Source organism: Streptomyces sp. SID11385, from assembly GCF_010548245.1.
GTDB lineage: Bacteria > Actinomycetota > Actinomycetes > Streptomycetales > Streptomycetaceae > Streptomyces.
The window spans coordinates 1-2,403 of the sequence record NZ_JAAGLR010001101.1; the positions used below are offsets into that span (position 1 = coordinate 1).

The window sequence follows — 2,403 nt, forward strand, 5'->3', positions numbered from 1 at the left end:
GTGCCCAGAGCGCGCCGTCGTCCCGCCGCGCCGAGCCGGGGCAGCGCCGCGGGCTCGGCGAGCAACTCGCGCACGGCGCGCACGAGCCGCGGGTCGCCGCCCGGCCCCTCGTGCGTGGCGGTCGCGGGCACGTGCGCCCCGGTCACGCCGTCGTGCACGGTGTCGAGCTGACCGCCGACGGCCGTCGCGACGACGGGCGTCCCACAGGCCATCGCCTCGATCGGGACGATGCCGAAGGGCTCGTACACCGGGAGCGACAGCACGAGGTCGGCGCGCGAGAGCAGCGCGGGCATGTCGGCGTGGGGCACACTCCCGAGGAGTGTGACCCGGTCGGTGACGCCGCACTCGGCGGCGATCTCGCGCAGCCGTACGGCCTCCGGCTCCGCGCCGAGCCGGTCGGCGGGCGGGCCTCCCGCGATGAGCAGCCGCACCCCGGGCAGTTCGCGCAGGGCCCGGATCGCCCGGTCGAAGCCCTTGCGCGGCACGAGCCGGCCCACGGCGAGCAGCGTCGGAGGGTGCCCCCGCCGCGCGGTGTCGGCGGCGCGCGGCGCGAAGTGCTCGGTGTCCACACCGCACGGCACGACCGCGATCCGGTCCGCCGGCAGCCCCATCGCGCGCAGTTCGCGCACCTCGTCGGCGCACGTCGCGAGGAGCCGGTGGGCGAGCCGCCCCACCGTCGCCTCGATCGCGACGCGCGGCGCCGGGCTCGTGTCGGCGGCGCCCTGGTGCCGTCGCTTGACGGTGCCCAGCGCGTGGAAGGTGTGCACGACGGGCACCCCGAGGGTGCGGGTCGCCGCGACGGCGGCGAGCCCCGACATCCAGAAGTGGGTGTGCACGAGGTCGGGCGGCCTGCGCCCGAAGTCGTGGTGCAGCCGCGCCGCGAACGCCGGTATGTGCGGCAGCAGCTCGTCCTTCGGCACGGAGGCGGCCGGGCCCGCGTCCACGTGCGCGACCCGGACCCCCGCCCCGGTCATGACGACGGGCGGCAGCCCCGGGTCGTCGCGGCGCGTGTAGACGGTGACCTCGTGACCGTCGCGGGCCAGTTGCTCGGCGAGGCGCGCCACGTACACGTTCTGGCCGCCCGCGTCGGCCCCGCCGAGTGCCGCGAGCGGGCTGGCGTGCTCGGACACCATGGCGAGCCGCCGGGGGACGGGAGTCAGTGGCCTCATCGCACGACCTCCTTCATGAACTGGTCCCAATCGGTCAAAAAACGCCGCACCCCGTAGCGGTCGCGCACGGCGGCCCGGGCGGCGGCGCCGGTCTCCCGCGCGTGCTCCGGGTCGGCGAGCAGCCGCCGTACGGCCGCGCGCAGGACGTCGGGCCGGTTCGAGACGGTGCCCGCCCCGGGCGGTACCGCCTCGCGCGCCTCGGTCGTGTCGAGTGCCACGACGGGCATCCCGAGGAACATCGCCTCCAGGAGCGAGAGGCCGAGCGAGGTCCACCGCACCGGGTGCAGGTAGAGGCGGCGCAGCGCCATCGCCGCGTGCAGCCCCGCCTGCGGCAGCTCCCGCACCCGCAGTCGTTCGCCGGGGACGCCGAGATGGGCGGGAAGCCGGCTCGTGTCCATGCCGAAGACGTCGAGGGGGACCTCGGCGGCGAAGACGGGCAGCAGGTCGGTCCCCGTGGTCCGGCCGCGCCGCACGGGCTCGTTGACGACGACGGCCGCCCGCTCGATCCCGCCCGTCCACTGCGGTCCCGGGTCCACGATGCCGTGCTCGACGACGGTCGTCGGCGCGCGCCCGCAGTCCCACATGAGGCGGTTGAAGTGCGTGACGTGCACGACCGGGATGTCCTCGCGCGCGGCGAGCGGGTGCCGGGTGCGTTCGGCGGGGCCGTCCGGGGCGTTGTGCTCGACGTAGACCGCGGGGACGTCCTTGCCGGGGCGGCGGCCCGTCCACTGCTCGGCGAGCGCGAGCTCGTGCGGGCGCTGCAACACGATCAGGTCGACGGGGAGCTCGCGCAGTTCCCAGGGCGACACCTCGCGCGCGGCGGCGGGCCAGTCCCAGGTGCGGGCGCGGCCGAGGCCGTCCGCGTCGCGCTCCGGCGTGACGGGGAGCAGGTAGGTGTGCGAGCCCTGGAGGAAGGCGGTGAGCCAGGAGCCGTGCACGTGCCAGACGAGGATGTTCACACGGCCTCCTTGAGGAGCTTGCCGACGGCGGCCACCACGTCGTGCGCGGTGACGCTCTCCAGACAGGGATGGCCGGGTACGGGGCAGGTGCGGGCCCGCGTGCCGGCGCACCGCTCGTGCTGATCGCCGAGGAGCACCGACGGCACCCCGTACGGTGCCCAGCGCCCGGCCGGGACGACCGGCGCGTACAGCGAGACGACCGGCGTGCCGACCGCCGCCGCGAGGTGCGCGGGCCCGGTGTTGCCGCACACCACCGCGTCCGCGTGCGCGAGGAC

General features: G+C 76.4%; 3 protein-coding genes. All 3 read right to left on the reverse strand.

Translation table 11 applies throughout. The features are described 5' to 3' along the window. On the reverse strand, positions 1 to 1,169 hold a 1,169-nt coding region (locus G3I42_RS33695), incomplete at its 3' end, for a glycosyltransferase (RefSeq protein ID WP_164291462.1). Beyond that, the gene (locus G3I42_RS33700; RefSeq protein WP_164291463.1) at positions 1,166 to 2,128 is read right to left on the reverse strand and encodes a glycosyltransferase; all 963 of its coding nucleotides are present in this window, start codon (positions 2,126 to 2,128) and stop codon (positions 1,166 to 1,168) included. The genes G3I42_RS33695 and G3I42_RS33700, both read right to left, overlap by 4 nt. Continuing rightward, the coding region (locus tag G3I42_RS33705) for a glycosyltransferase family 9 protein (protein ID WP_164291464.1) at positions 2,125 to 2,403 on the reverse strand (279 nt) is incomplete at its 5' end. The genes G3I42_RS33700 and G3I42_RS33705, both read right to left, overlap by 4 nt.